The following is a 12,611-nucleotide window of genomic DNA, read 5'->3' as shown; positions in this document are numbered from 1 at the left end:
TCGATTTTATGCCACTATTTGCCTGTTGTTATAGCGTGTAATTGATTTTTGAATTGTATGCCAACCATAATGTTCAGTTTTACAGCGCTAATAGCTGCTACTTTAGCAAAGCATAAAAGCAAGCGCCCCACGTTTAAAAACTTGTCATCCACTCACTTTACCTCCTATTGATTGACCTACTCTATTGGTATGTGTACATTTATATGCATGTGAGGCAAAGGAACGTCATGCTCAATGGAATCCAGTAAATTTCGGCGTATTTACCGGCGGATGACTATGCCTACCATGGTGTCGATCGATCACAGTAGCGCTGTCACAAAAAGTAAAAATGCGTAAATTGGTTGCTGTAGAGAGAAGTTCGGCAGAGCAAAAAAATCTGCCTGGTCATAACTTTCCTGTGTAGAAGCGTTCCTTCCATTAATGACTTGTTGTTTGGGAAAAGTCATCGCAGTTTACTAATTCGAATGATATTAGAATTGCTCGTAGAGAGTGCGGCATTGATATAATTTAGTATTGATTCCAATCCTATTGAGCTACTTATAAAAACTCTGCTGCAGACTCCTAATACTTTGCGGAAAAGTTGTCTTACCGTCACAGCAGGAAAGCATAAACAGTATCCATGGTGAGAGATTGGATACTGTTTCGACATCATTTGAAATTTGTAGCTACTAATAAGGTGGATTCTTCTATTTGGGAGCGGGAGATAAGTTATGAGTGAAGGGTTTATAAAGCGCATATCACGTTTAATCTCTGTGTCCGCCAATGTTGTCGTGGACTCGGTTGAAGCCACTGCACCAGAGTCAGTGATGGAGCAGGCAATTCGGGAGGTGGATGATGCAATTGCAGATGTGCGAGATCAGTTAGGGAAAGCTGAGGCATCCAAGTATCTAAATAGTAGAGCGTTAAACGACGAAAATACCCGTCATAAGCGTTTAGCTGAACAAATTGATATTGCTATAAATGAAGGTCGTGATGATTTGGCTGAAGTCGCCATTGCCAAACAAATGGATATTGAGGCGCAACTTCCAATTTTAGAAAAAGCGATCAATGAAAATGAGATAGAAATAAAGGAACTAGGTTCCTATATTCTTGCCCTGCAAGGTAAGAAACGTGAAATGCGTGAGCAGTTACAAGATTTTATTGCAGTCAATAAAAAGGTAAGTAGTAGAGTTACTGCGGATGAATATGGCAGGGATAGAAAGCCAAAAGCCCAGGTAGAACAAGCTACCGATGCATTTAATCGAGCAGTAGGTAATACAGCTATATCGACATTTGACTCTGGGATAGATGCCAGCAAATTAGCAGAACTTGAGGAGTTCGCGCGAAATAATCGTGTGAAAGAACGTTTAGCCAAGATTAAATCGGGGGGCTGATGATATTTTTATTGCAAGACCAAAACCTGATCTTTACCGGTGCGCTGATTTTAATGTTTATGATAGCGCTTCTTGAAGGCGTCATGACATTGATTGGTGTTGGTATTTCAGATTTACTGGATAATTTATTACCAGATTTTGATGTTGACGTGCCAGATACAGGGTTGTCTGGGGGGATGACTAAGCTGCTTGGGTGGTTGCGTTTCGGTGAAGTTCCTGCACTTATACTGTTAGTAACTTTTCTGGTTAGCTTTGGAGTGACGGGCCTAGTAGCCCAAATGCTCATAGAGTCTCTTGCTGGATATTTATTGCCAGGCGGTTTACTTGCTGTGGCAGTCTTTTTTCTTGCGTTACCTCAAGTACGTTTTGTTGGCAACATTATGCGGCGCTTTGCTGTGGGTGATGAATCCGAGGCAGTTGAGAGAAATTCGTTTATTGGCCGTGTAGCGATTATTACGATCGGTAAAGCAGAAATCGGTTCACCAGCAGAAGCGCGTTTTAGTGATGAATTCGGAACCACACACTATGTAATGGTGGAACCGGATGAAAGTGAAATATTTAATCAGGGGGATAAGGTGTTACTGGTTGAAGAGCTGGGAGCACATTTTCGAGTAACTCGCCCCAGCAGTATACATCTTATGGAGAATAACTAAATGGAGAATATAGAAGTGATAGGAAACCTACCGGTTATGGCATTTATTGCTGGGGCTGTACTAGTGGCCTTAATTGTTATTGGAACTATTTTTGCGCGCCTGTATACGAGAGCATCAAAAGAGCGCTCATTTGTGCGTACCGGTATGGGTGGTCAAAAAGTCATAATGAATGGAGGTGCATTGGTACTACCAGTTCTACATGAAATTATTCCTGTAAACATGAATACTTTGCGCCTGGCGGTTTCCCGAAAAGAGCATCAAGCGCTGATCACCAAGGATCGTATGCGTGTTGATGTACTTGCTGAATTTTATCTGCGGGTAAAGCCGGATGCAGATGCGATAGCCAATGCTGCACAGACATTGGGTCTGCGTACTTTAGACCCCGAAGCATTAAAAGAAATGATCGAGGGTAAATTTGTTGATGCGTTACGCTCTGTAGCAGCTGAAATGGAAATGGCTGAATTGCATGAGCAGCGCAGTCAGTTTGTACAAAAAGTTCAGCAGGTAGTTTCCGAAGACCTATTAAAAAATGGATTGGAACTCGAGGCTGTATCTTTGACCGGTTTGGATCAAACCCATAAAGAATTCTTCAATCAGGATAATGTGTTTGATGCTGAGGGCCTCGCCAGCATGACCCGCTCTATTGAGACGCGTCGTAAAGAGGTCAATGATGTCGAGCAGGAAACTATGGTACAGATCGAGAAGAAAAACCTCGAAGCTGAACGCCAAAAGTTAGAAATTGATAAGGAAAAACGTTACGCACATCTGGAGCAACAGCGCGAGCTGGAAAATCGTGAAGCTGCTCAGAAGGCGGATATCGCCCGTGAACAAGCAGAGCAGGAGCGCGCTGCACGCAAGGCTGAAATTGAAGCCCAGCGCGAAGTGAGCCAATCTCAAATTGCTGCGGAACAGGCAACTAAGTTACTGGAAATCGAGAAAGAGCGCCGCTTGAAAGAGCAAGAGATTGAAGGTGAGCGTATTCTCGATGAGCAGCGTATTTCCAAAGAGAAATCAGTGGAAATTGCCAAGCAGGAACGTGCAATTGCTGTTGCAGAAAAGTCCAAAGAGCAATCTCTTGCGGACCAACAGGCCAACGTAGCTCGAGCTGAAGCAGTAAAAGCCGAAGAGCAAGTTCGCACGGCTCAGGATGTTGAAGTTGCAGAGCGTGATAAGCGCATTGAAATTATCGAAGCTCAAAAAGTAGCGGAGCGTCAGGCCACGGGTATTAAGGTAATGGCCGATGCAGAGAAAGCAGCTGCAGAGGATAAGGCTGAAGCATTGCGCTTGCAGGCTGCAGCTGAAGCTGAGGCTATTCGTATTAAAGTTGAAGCTGATCGTGAAAAATATGCGGTGGATGCTGAGGGGCAGCGCCTAATGAATGAGGCTTTTAATAGCCTTAATGAGGCCCAGATTGCACTTAAGAAGGTCCTCAGTCTGCACGAAAATCTGCCCAATATTATCCGTGAAAGCGTTAAGCCGATGGAAAGTATTGAGGGAATGAAAATTATCTCTGTTGAGGGCTTAAATGGTGTTGATGGTAGAGCAAGCAGCGGAATTTTAGATGGTGATGCTGAATCCAAAGGACAAAGCTTGCCTGAAGCTCTGGTTGGTAGTGCTCTAAAACATCGGGCTATGGCTCCACTGGTAGACTCACTCTTAAAAGAAGCTGGAGTTGGTGACCTGAATAAGACTACTGAGATTGATAGTTAGAGCAACGTACATTTTTTGAAATTATATAGTACAAAACTCATTATTATTTTGGAAATAAATGATTCTTATAGCCCGGATCTAAATAGGTAGATCCGGGTTGTTTTTTATTAAGGTGCAAAATATGAAGCGCTGTACCAGCTGTAAAGATGGCGTTCTTAAATCAGGATTTATCGAAGAGTTATTTCGTGGATATACTTGTTCTTCCTGTGAGGGTAACTGGATTCTTATTGAAGATTACTTAAGCTGGAAAAGACAAAATCCTGAATACAAATTTTCAGAAGATATTAGTAATCTGAATGATGTAGTTTCCGAAGATACTAAGCGAGCTATCTTGTGCCCGGTGTCTGGCTCCATAATGCAAAAGATAAAAATTATTGCTAGTAGTGAACATCGTATTGATTACAGTACTGTTGTCGGTGGAGTCTGGTTAGATAAAGGCGAGTGGGATTTACTAAAAGCTGAAGGGCTTGCTGGCTCACTTAACTTTTTAGTTACTCATGAATGGCAGAAAAAGATCAGGGAGAACAAGGCCCAAGAAACTTTTTCTGAAATGTATCGGAGTAAATTTGGCGATGACTTATATGATAAAGCTAAAGAAGTTCGCAAGTGGCTGAATTCAACCGAACAGAAAGCAGATTTTTTGGCCTATTTAAATGCGGAAGATCCTTACTCGGCTGAACGATAGTCTCCGATAGAGGTTGTTTTTTGGGGAACCAAAGAAAATTTGGTTCTCTATTAAATACATTAATATATTTTTTATCAGTAGAACTTGAGTAGTTGTAGTTAAATTCCTTTAACTTATCTATATATCTATCCTCTTTATTCTTGCCTTATTCGAATAATGTTAGTTATGAAGTGGCTTTGGATCTCAGTTTTTTTGGCTGTTCATTGATTCCAAGTATCCGGAACAAGTGTCTCCTTTGAAATTTTATGCTATTGGATATTAGTTTAATTATATTGATAGCCAGTTCATGTTATTTATCTAATTTGTATTTTTGTTGTTGTGGGAAGTGTTTATTGGCGGTGATAGCATCAATAACGAGGTTTGTTGTTTTTGGTTTATCAATTAATAATAAATAATCTTAAGGTTCTACAAATGAATGTCAAAAAAATATTAATAGTACTGTCTTTGCTGGTTGGCTCCGCCATTGCATTGCCTGCATTTTCTGCTGATCTTAAATGCAACCTTAACGTCAAAGCTGGGGGGCAAGTAATTGGCAACGGAACAAATCGTTGTGGTGGTTTGGATTTTAGTTTTGGAACCTCGACTTCAGGAAGCTGGGAAATAGTAAATATTACAAAATCTATAGATTATGTGAATTGGATTAAAGGTTGTAGCTCTGGTTTGTACTGTTCTGTGACAGTGCGAGCTTATGCCTCAAACCCTGCTGAGGTCTATATTCACTATACCGATGGGTCTATCGAGTATTTAGATGGATCAATGTTTTACGAGACTGGTTATTAATACTGCAGCTTGGCGTCGTTTATCTAATCGGCGCCATATTATTAAATCTTAGTTGAGGGGGGAGGATCTCAACTAACCTTCTTGCCGATTTTATATCATAAATATATGGCGAATCCCGTCACCATCGGCTTTTATTAAAGCCATGGAATACAAGGACTATTACAAAATACTCGGCCTGGATCGGAGTGCGGATCAGGCACAGATTAAGCGTGCCTATCGAAAATTAGCACGTAAATATCATCCGGATGTCAGTAAAGAGGAGGGCGCCGAAGAACACTTTAAGGAAGTAAATGAGGCCTATGAAGTATTGAAGGACCCAGAGAAGCGAGCTGCTTACGATCAGCTCGGCAGTGGTTTTCAGTCTGGCCAGGATTTCCGACCGCCTCCCAATTGGGACCAGGGTTTTGAGTTTCACGGTGGTGGATATACCGAAGCTGATCCTGAAGCTTTTAGTGACTTCTTTGAAAGCTTGTTTGGCCGCGGCGGGTTTCGTCAGGCTTATGGGCAAGGGCAGCGCCGCTCTTACAGTGCCCAGGGTGAAAATACCTATGCCCGCATCACAGTAGATCTCGAAGATAGTTATCGTGACGGTACACGCCAAGTAACCTTAAAGCACTCGGTATTGGGTGCAGATGGGCGACCGCAACTGCGTGAGCGCACTCTTAATATAAAAATTCCCAAGGGGATCACTGAAGGGCAGCAGATTCGCTTGGCTGGACAGGGTGAGCCTGGCATTGGAGAAGGTAAGCCTGGTGATCTCTACCTGGAAATTGCTTTCAACCCCCATCCCCTTTTCCATACAGAAGGTAAAACGGTTTACCTGGATTTGCCTTTGGCTCCCTGGGAAATAACGCTTGGAGCCAAGGTTCAGGTACCCACTCCAGATGGCCCCATTAAAGTGACCATTCCAGCAAACAGCACCAATGGTAAAAAACTGCGCCTCAAGGGCCGCGGTATCCCGGCAAAGCAGCCGGGGGATATGTATATAGTGATGCAAACTGTTACGCCGCCAGCCACTACTGATAATGAACGCGCGGCATACCGTCAGTTTGGCGACGCATTCAACTTCAATCCGCGTCAGTCCATGGGAGGATAATTGTGATGCCTAAAAAGGTTGAGCAGCTTAGCGGTGTTCTCCTGGATGAAGAGAGTGAGTTAACTTTGAGTGAACTGTGTCGGGCTTGTGGTGTGCCGGCGGAGCGCATCATTGCCTTGGTTGAGGAGGGAATTATTGAGCCACGTAGCAGGGAAGTGCAGTGGCGCTTTAGCGGAATTTGTGTGCGCCGGGTGCGCCGGGTTTACAGCCTGGAGCGGGATCTGGGGGTAAATCTTGCCGGCGCTGCATTAGCGATAGAGCTGCTGGAAGAAATAGAGCGTCTTGAGGCGCATCTGGCACGGCTGGAGAAAGGTCGAAAACGCTAAGGTTATCTATTGTCTTGCTTGTAGATATGGGCCAATCAGCTCGATCTTCTCAATCCAAATAGCTCCGCTGTACCCTTCGGGTAGAAAACTGAGTTCTTCCGGTGTGTAAATACCGGGCAAGCCCCGCTTGCCATTTTTATGGTCCACTGCCATCACCAAGCTATTGGCTTTGGCCACTCGTTCAGAGTAGCGATTGGGCCAACCCCACAAAGCCCATCGCCAGGTATTGGGTGCAACAACAATACTGTTCCGGCAAGACTCGGGAAAGTAGCCACTCCAACCAAATAGTGCATATTGCAGAGCACATTGTTTGGCGCTTGTCTTGCTGAAGGCCAATGCATTTGGCCGCAACTGCCGCATCTTTTTAATTGGGCGATCGCCACCGTAGACCATAAGCCGGGAATTAATAGGCAATTGGTGTTGCCGAAGATAGTTATCCAATCGCTCTGCTTCTGTTGGATCATTACTCTTAATATTGATCAAAAACTGCTTGCCGGGAAAGTGCAGCAAGACCTCTTTTAAAGTGGGAAGTAAACCCACCCCCTGGCCACGAAAGGGAAATGACTTGCCGCCATCAAAGGTATAGCCGTAACCAATATCCAGCTTCTTTAAGTCTTTTATGGACTGTTCCCGGGTGACACCTGTTCCATCCGTACGGCAGTCTAGGGTCCAGTCGTGAAATACTGCGAAGTCGCCATCAGTGGTGGGATGGACATCGATTTCGACAATGTCCGCGCCATGAGAAAAGGCAGCTTCCATAGAGGGAATCGTGTTTTCCAGATAGCGGTGTTCCGGGGTATAGATACGGACTGCGGTGCATTCGTCACGGGTTAAATTATCCCGGTTGTAAGTTTGGTAGACGCCGCGATGGGCAATCAGGATCGGTTCCCCTTGCTGGGCTGTCGCCAGCCAAGAGGCATTGAGTAGGTAAATTGCACCGAGTCCAAATAGGGCTGTTAGCGCTACGGTTTTGCCAATGGTGCTTCTCTTCATCAAGATGCTCTGCACTTTTCCTTGGAAGGTGTTGCAGATATTAGTCAGTTTTTGGGAAGAGAAATGGGCGCAGAGGTGGCGAATTATGGTGAATTCAGGCAGTAACTATGGGGTGGTGCGGCACCACCCCGAATATTATCAGAGTGCAGCTTTGGTAATGGTTCCCACCAGGTAGCCGGTATATACGAGGTAAGCCATTAGCAGCGCGGAGCCTTCCCAGCGATTGATTCGGCCCTGGCCTTTGAAGCCGTAGGCAAAAATAAACAGGGCAATTGTGAGGCCCAGAACCATCGGCCAGTCCCGGGACAGCACTTCGTGGGGTACGTTGTTCATGGGAGCAATGGTGCCGGCAATGCCAACCACCGCCAGCAGATTGAACATATTGGAGCCGACAACGTTACCGATGGCGATATCGTGCTCACCTTTTCGTGCGGCCACTAAAGTTGCGGCCAGTTCCGGCAGTGAGGTTCCCAGGGCAACAATAGTCAGGCCTATCACCAGGTCACTGACCCCCAAAGATTCGGCAATGGTTACTGCTCCCCATACGAGGATTCGGGAGCTGACAATCAATAGTACCAGCCCCGCTACCAACCAAAATATGGCAGTTCCGAGTGGCATAGGGTTGTCTTCCAGCTCAGTTTCTACTTCTCCCTCAAGCTGGTCACCTTTATTGCGCATGGCAGAAAAGATACTCCAGCCGATCAAGGCGAAGAAACCGAATAACAGAACAATACCCTCCCAGCGCTCCAAGCGGTCATTCCACAGGAAGGCACCACTGAGAAGGGTGATTGCCAGCAGCAGTGGCAGCTCTTTACGCACAATCTTTGAGTGTACCGATAGTGGGATCAGCAGGGCACTGAAGCCGAGAATCAAACCGGTATTGGCAATATTGGAACCGTAGGCATTACCCAGGGCGAGGCCGGGGTTGCCATTCAAGGCGGCAATGGCTGAGACCACCATTTCCGGAGCGGAAGTACCAAAGCCGACGATCACCATGCCTATTAACAGTGTGGGCATGCCGCAATGTTTAGCAGTGGCGGCAGCTCCGTCCACAAAACGATCGGCACTCCAGACCAGCACAATAAAGCCAGCAATGATGGCAGCAGCGGCGAGAAGCATAGGGGGTCCTCAATAAATACATTCAGGCGGGGTTTTTACCCGACAAACGGGGGCCGATTGTACCGGCTCTGGCAAATACAAAAAGGTATTCAGTTATTTGGATGGGCTGTCAGGGGCAAATTAACGTAAATGTCCCGTCAGTCAGATGGTTTCGCTGCCAGTGTGGGCTACAGTCAATGCATGGCCCGGTAAATCTGCAGGGTGATAATGGGATGGCGCGCCTAATCGCACAATCCCTGAGCTGGTGGAGATGTCGGGTAAATCTACGCGGGTCGCACAAAGCAATGCGCGGCAGATTCCGCGATATCCATGTCACCGGCCGCTAAGCCGGGTATTTAGGAGGCCTTTATGAGACTCAAAGCTTCAATTGGGATACTGGCCGCGGCGATGGTTTTGACCCTGTCTGCCTGCGAACAGCGCAAGAAAGATGAAGGGATGGACGGCAATAAAGGAATGGGCACCGCTGAAACCGGTTGCTGCCAGCATGCCGAAAATGCCTGTGCCGGAGATGTGAGCAAATCCCAGTGCGACCAGATGACCGGCAAGTTTCACAAGGATCATATGTGTCGTACCGATACCGGAAAATGCACGCGTAAATAAAGTCGGCTGTGCACGGGTGTGACGCAGCCACTGTGTCGCACCCGGCTCCCGATTACTCTCCCGATCCTGTCCAAGGACCCGTTGCCAGCTGGTTATTCTCCCAGGCGCTAGCTTTGGAGGCTGGTGACTAAAAATACTCTTCTAGTACTCATTTGTTAGCTGATTCAGAGTTTCTTGACATTAGTTACATCTGCAACTAACTTCGTTTGCGCTTTAAATCCACAATCCGCAGCCCCGCTTTGAAGTGCTGCGATGATAAGAAATGGAGGACCGCATGGCCGACTTATTTGAAAACCCGATGGGACTTAACGGCTTCGAATTCGTAGAGTTTACAGCGCCGGAAAAAGGCATCCTTGAAACCGTTTTTACCGCCATGGGCTTTGAGAAAATCGCCCGTCACCGCTCCAAAGCAGTGGAGTTGTGGCGCCAGGGTGATATCAACTTCATCACCAACTACGAGCCCGACAGCCACGCCTATTACTACGCCCAGGAGCACGGTCCCTCCGCTTGTGGCCTTGCCTTCCGCGTAAAAGATGCCAAGTTCGCCTACGAAGAGGCCCTGCGCAAAGGTGCACAGCCTATTCATGTGAATACTGGCCCGATGGAACTGCACCTGCCGGCAATCAAAGGTATTGGCGGTGCGACCCTGTACATGATTGATCGCTACGAAGATGGTGAGTCCATCTACGATATCAACTTTATCTGGGAAGAGGGCGTAGAGCGTCGCCCTGAAGGTTGTGGTTTCCACACTCTGGATCATCTTACCCACAACGTGTATCGCGGCCGTATGGATTACTGGGCCAAGTATTACGAAGACCTGTTCAACTTCCGCGAGATTCGTTACTTCGATATCAAAGGCGAATACACCGGCCTGCTGTCCAAGGCGATGACTGCACCGGATGGCAAGATCCGTATTCCGCTGAACGAAGAAGCCGCTGGTGGCGGCGGCCAGATCGAAGAGTTCCTGATGAAGTACAACGGCGAAGGTATCCAGCATATCGCCTTTGCTTGTGATGACTTAATTGCCTGTTGGGATCGCCTGAAAGAGCGCGGCATGGAGTTTATGACCCCGCCGCCGGACACCTACTACGAAATGCTGGAAGAGCGCCTGCCTGGGCACGGTGAACCTACTGAAGAATTCCAGAGCCGTGGCATCCTGCTGGATGGCACCACCGAGGGCGGCCAACCGCGCCTGCTGTTGCAGATTTTCTCCGCTAATATGCTCGGCCCGGTATTCTTTGAGTTTATCCAGCGCAAGGAAGATGAAGGGTTTGGTGAGGGTAACTTTAAGGCCCTGTTCGAATCCATTGAGCGCGACCAGCTCAAGCGTGGCGTCATTAAAGAAAAGGAATAATAACGGAGGCTTCAATGGGCATTAAGCGCATTCACCACGTGGCGTATCGCTGTAGGGACGCCAAGGAGACAGTGGAATTCTACCGCGATCTTCTCGGCATGGACTTCCAGCTGGCCATTGCCGAAAACGAGGTACCCTCAACCGGTGAGCCGGACCCTTACATGCACGTCTTTATGGATGCGGGTATGGGGAATGTGCTTGCCTTCTTCGAAATCCCCAACTCCCCGGAGATGGGGCGCGATGAGAACACACCCAAATGGGTACAGCATATCGCTTTCGAAGTGGAGTCCATGGAAGAAATGCTTGAGACCAAAGCGCGACTGGAAGCGGCCGGGGTCGACGTACTCGGCCCTACCAATCACACTATCTTCCAGTCGATCTACTTCTTCGACCCCAACGGCCATCGTATCGAGCTGGCTGCCAATACCGCCAAGCCCGGTATGCATAAAGAGCTGAAGCGGGTTGCTGAGGATATGTTGGAAGAGTGGTCACGTACTAAAAAAGCCCCAAGGCACGCCGCCTGGATGCATGGGGAAGAAGAATTTGTGGAAAAAACTGAAGGGGAGGCACAGTGAAGTTAGCCAGCCTTAAATCCGGCCGCGATGGCCAATTGGTTGTTGTTAGCGACGATCTTACCCGTATGGTGCCAGCTGGGGATATTGCCCCCACCATGCAGAGTGCGTTGGACAATTGGGCATCGGTCAGCAGCGAGTTGGAGAAGCTACACGAGCGCCTGCAAAATGGTGAGATTCAAGGGGAAGCCTTTGACCAAACTCTGTGTGCTTCGCCTTTACCGCGCGCATATCACTGGGCCGACGGTAGTGCTTACGTGAATCATGTTGAGCTGGTGCGCAAAGCCCGCGGTGCTGAGGTGCCGGAGAGCTTCTACAGCGATCCGCTCATGTATCAAGGTGGTTCCGATACCTTCCTGGATCCACGCGAGCCGGTAAAGATGCCGCAAAGCAATGGCTTTGGCATCGACTTCGAGGCAGAAATTGCCGTGATCACCGACGATGTTCCTATGGGGGTGTCCGCTGAGGATGCACTGTCCCATATCAAGTTGGTAATGTTGGTCAACGATGTATCCCTGCGCGGATTGATACCTGCGGAACTGGCCAAAGGATTTGGTTTCTACCAGTCCAAACCCTCTAGTGCTTTCTCCCCTGTTTGCGTAACCCCTGAACAGCTGGGTGAAAACTGGAGCGAGGGTAAATTGCATCTGCCACTGGTTTCCCATCTGAATGGTGAGAAGTTTGGCGAGCCCAATGCCGGTGTGGATATGACCTTCCACTTCGGGCAACTGGTCGCCCACGCGGCCAGAACTCGTCCACTTTGCGCAGGCACCATTATTGGCTCTGGAACGGTGTCCAATAAGTTGGATGGCGGTCCCGGTAAGCCTGTAGCAGAAGGTGGTGTTGGTTACAGTTGTATTGCCGAGATTCGCATGATTGAGACCATCCAGAATGGCTCTGCAAGCACGCCATTTATGGACTTTGGAAATACCATTTCCATCGAAATGCTCGATGATCAAGGGCAATCTATCTTTGGACGTATTGAGCAGACTGTAGAGCAGGTTTAACACCGCTTAGCCAAACCTCGACCGGATTTCATCCCCTGGAGTTAACGACCTAGGGGCAGAATTTGGTCGAGGCATTTTACTTACCATTCTGCTGTTGAATTATTCCTCCCTAAATTTTTCACAACCAACTTAGTAGTGCTGCCTTGAATGGCTAAAAGTGTGTTGGCAAAGAGACCGGCACAGATGTTATTGCTAAGTTTATATATGCAACTTATTTCATAGCTTTTGTACTTGCCCATCTGCTTTAACAGCTTTTTGTTGTTACAAGCCACATTTTTAAACTGATGAGTTTTGTAAAAGTGTACTTTCTATAAATTGCTATGCGCCCTATTTGAGATTAAGA

14 protein-coding genes are annotated in these 12,611 nt (G+C 47.3%); 11 read left to right on the top strand and 3 right to left on the bottom strand.

Going from position 1 to position 12,611, the window contains the following annotated elements; all coding sequences use genetic code 11:
• Window positions 1-14: 14 nt before the first annotated feature.
• On the bottom strand, window positions 15-152 hold the full coding sequence (locus ACJJIN_RS17200; RefSeq protein WP_444895543.1) for a hypothetical protein: 138 nt from the start codon (window positions 150-152) through the stop codon (window positions 15-17).
• Window positions 153-710: 558 nt separating this feature from the next.
• Here ACJJIN_RS17200 and ACJJIN_RS17195 point away from each other — a divergent pair.
• The 7 genes from ACJJIN_RS17195 (at window position 711) to ACJJIN_RS17165 (ending at window position 6,623) form a co-directional block, all read left to right on the top strand.
• Window positions 711-1,373 (top strand): PspA/IM30 family protein, encoded by a 663-nt coding sequence (locus ACJJIN_RS17195; protein ID WP_444895542.1) that lies wholly within the window; start codon window positions 711-713, stop codon window positions 1,371-1,373.
• A complete protein-coding gene (locus ACJJIN_RS17190; protein WP_444895541.1) occupies window positions 1,373-2,026 on the top strand; it encodes a YqiJ family protein in 654 nt (217 codons plus the stop codon). The genes ACJJIN_RS17195 and ACJJIN_RS17190 overlap by 1 nt, the downstream gene beginning before the upstream one ends.
• Window positions 2,027-3,736: a flotillin family protein gene (locus ACJJIN_RS17185; protein WP_444895540.1), complete on the top strand. Its 1,710-nt coding sequence runs from the start codon at window positions 2,027-2,029 to the stop codon at window positions 3,734-3,736.
• Window positions 3,737-3,857: 121 nt separating this feature from the next.
• Window positions 3,858-4,421 carry a TFIIB-type zinc ribbon-containing protein gene (locus ACJJIN_RS17180; RefSeq protein ID WP_444895539.1) on the top strand — a complete coding sequence of 188 codons (564 nt, stop codon included), beginning with the start codon at window positions 3,858-3,860 and terminating at the stop codon, window positions 4,419-4,421.
• Window positions 4,422-4,832: 411 nt separating this feature from the next.
• The gene (locus ACJJIN_RS17175) at window positions 4,833-5,201 is read left to right on the top strand and encodes a hypothetical protein (protein WP_444895538.1); all 369 of its coding nucleotides are present in this window, start codon (window positions 4,833-4,835) and stop codon (window positions 5,199-5,201) included.
• 142 nt (window positions 5,202-5,343) lie between these two features.
• Window positions 5,344-6,297 carry a DnaJ C-terminal domain-containing protein gene (locus ACJJIN_RS17170; protein WP_444895537.1) on the top strand — a complete coding sequence of 318 codons (954 nt, stop codon included), beginning with the start codon at window positions 5,344-5,346 and terminating at the stop codon, window positions 6,295-6,297.
• A gap of 5 nt (window positions 6,298-6,302) precedes the next feature.
• Window positions 6,303-6,623 (top strand): chaperone modulator CbpM, encoded by a 321-nt coding sequence (locus tag ACJJIN_RS17165; protein ID WP_444898272.1) that lies wholly within the window; start codon window positions 6,303-6,305, stop codon window positions 6,621-6,623.
• A 6-nt stretch (window positions 6,624-6,629) separates the two neighbouring features.
• Here ACJJIN_RS17165 and ACJJIN_RS17160 read toward each other — a convergent pair whose 3' ends face one another.
• Window positions 6,630-7,616, bottom strand: a complete 987-nt coding sequence (locus ACJJIN_RS17160; protein ID WP_444895536.1) for a glycerophosphodiester phosphodiesterase family protein — start codon at window positions 7,614-7,616, stop codon at window positions 6,630-6,632.
• 138 nt (window positions 7,617-7,754) lie between these two features.
• Window positions 7,755-8,735 (bottom strand): calcium/sodium antiporter, encoded by a 981-nt coding sequence (locus ACJJIN_RS17155; protein ID WP_413663970.1) that lies wholly within the window; start codon window positions 8,733-8,735, stop codon window positions 7,755-7,757.
• A gap of 348 nt (window positions 8,736-9,083) precedes the next feature.
• On the opposite strand from ACJJIN_RS17155, the gene ACJJIN_RS17150 reads away from it, so the two are divergent.
• The 4 genes from ACJJIN_RS17150 to ACJJIN_RS17135 all read left to right on the top strand — a co-directional run bounded on the left by ACJJIN_RS17150 (window position 9,084) and on the right by ACJJIN_RS17135 (window position 12,268).
• Entirely contained in the window at window positions 9,084-9,335 is a 252-nt protein-coding gene (locus tag ACJJIN_RS17150) for a hypothetical protein (protein WP_413663971.1), read from the top strand.
• Window positions 9,336-9,609: 274 nt separating this feature from the next.
• The gene (gene hppD / locus ACJJIN_RS17145) at window positions 9,610-10,689 is read left to right on the top strand and encodes a 4-hydroxyphenylpyruvate dioxygenase (RefSeq protein ID WP_444895535.1); all 1,080 of its coding nucleotides are present in this window, start codon (window positions 9,610-9,612) and stop codon (window positions 10,687-10,689) included.
• A 14-nt stretch (window positions 10,690-10,703) separates the two neighbouring features.
• Window positions 10,704-11,264, top strand: a complete 561-nt coding sequence (locus ACJJIN_RS17140; RefSeq protein ID WP_252084079.1) for a VOC family protein — start codon at window positions 10,704-10,706, stop codon at window positions 11,262-11,264.
• Window positions 11,261-12,268, top strand: coding sequence for a fumarylacetoacetate hydrolase family protein (locus ACJJIN_RS17135; protein ID WP_444895534.1), 1,008 nt, complete (start codon window positions 11,261-11,263; stop codon window positions 12,266-12,268). Before ACJJIN_RS17140 ends, ACJJIN_RS17135 begins: the two co-directional genes overlap by 4 nt.
• Window positions 12,269-12,611: the final 343 nt, after the last annotated feature.

The sequence above is a fragment of the Microbulbifer maximicatervae (SeqCode) genome (assembly GCF_052467505.1).
The sequence above is the reverse complement of the archived record's forward strand: the minus strand, read 5'-3'. Positions and strand labels throughout refer to the sequence as shown.

Bases quoted from the DNA above. Each gene is read 5' to 3' on its own strand.
- ACJJIN_RS17195 (WP_444895542.1), top strand. From the start codon at position 711: ATGAGTGAAGGGTTTATAAAGCGCATATCACGTTTAATCTCTGTGTCC.
- ACJJIN_RS17190 (WP_444895541.1), top strand. From the start codon at position 1,373: ATGATATTTTTATTGCAAGACCAAAACCTGATCTTTACCGGTGCGCTG.
- ACJJIN_RS17185 (WP_444895540.1), top strand. From the start codon at position 2,027: ATGGAGAATATAGAAGTGATAGGAAACCTACCGGTTATGGCATTTATT.
- ACJJIN_RS17180 (WP_444895539.1), top strand. From the start codon at position 3,858: ATGAAGCGCTGTACCAGCTGTAAAGATGGCGTTCTTAAATCAGGATTT.
- ACJJIN_RS17175 (WP_444895538.1), top strand. From the start codon at position 4,833: ATGAATGTCAAAAAAATATTAATAGTACTGTCTTTGCTGGTTGGCTCC.
- ACJJIN_RS17170 (WP_444895537.1), top strand. From the start codon at position 5,344: ATGGAATACAAGGACTATTACAAAATACTCGGCCTGGATCGGAGTGCG.
- ACJJIN_RS17165 (WP_444898272.1), top strand. From the start codon at position 6,303: ATGCCTAAAAAGGTTGAGCAGCTTAGCGGTGTTCTCCTGGATGAAGAG.
- ACJJIN_RS17160 (WP_444895536.1), bottom strand. From the start codon at position 7,616: ATGAAGAGAAGCACCATTGGCAAAACCGTAGCGCTAACAGCCCTATTT.
- ACJJIN_RS17155 (WP_413663970.1), bottom strand. From the start codon at position 8,735: ATGCTTCTCGCCGCTGCTGCCATCATTGCTGGCTTTATTGTGCTGGTC.
- ACJJIN_RS17150 (WP_413663971.1), top strand. From the start codon at position 9,084: ATGAGACTCAAAGCTTCAATTGGGATACTGGCCGCGGCGATGGTTTTG.
- hppD (WP_444895535.1), top strand. From the start codon at position 9,610: ATGGCCGACTTATTTGAAAACCCGATGGGACTTAACGGCTTCGAATTC.
- ACJJIN_RS17140 (WP_252084079.1), top strand. From the start codon at position 10,704: ATGGGCATTAAGCGCATTCACCACGTGGCGTATCGCTGTAGGGACGCC.